General features: G+C 15.0%; 1 protein-coding gene. It reads left to right on the forward strand.

Translation table 11 applies throughout. The features are described from left to right. On the forward strand, window positions 1-253 hold a 253-nt coding region (locus MTCD1_RS23760), incomplete at both ends, for a hypothetical protein (protein WP_200818695.1).

Here is a 253-nt window from a genome sequence, read left to right on the forward strand (position 1 = left end):
AAAAAAAAAAAAAAGGGAGAAAGAAAAAAGAAAAAAAAAAAAAAGAAAAAGAGAAAAAAAAAAAGAAAAAAAAAGAAAAAAGAAAAAAAAAAAAAAGAAGAAAAAAAAGAAAAAAGAAAAAAAAAAAAAAAAACAAAAAAAAAAAAAAAAAAAAAAAAAAAAAAGAAGAAAGAAAAAAAAAAAGAAAAAAAGAGAAGAAGAAAAAAGAGAAAGGAAGAAGAAGAGAAAAAGAAAAAAGGAAAAAAAAAAGAAG

The sequence above is a fragment of the Colwellia marinimaniae genome, assembly GCF_002207865.1.
GTDB lineage: Bacteria > Pseudomonadota > Gammaproteobacteria > Enterobacterales > Alteromonadaceae > Colwellia > Colwellia marinimaniae.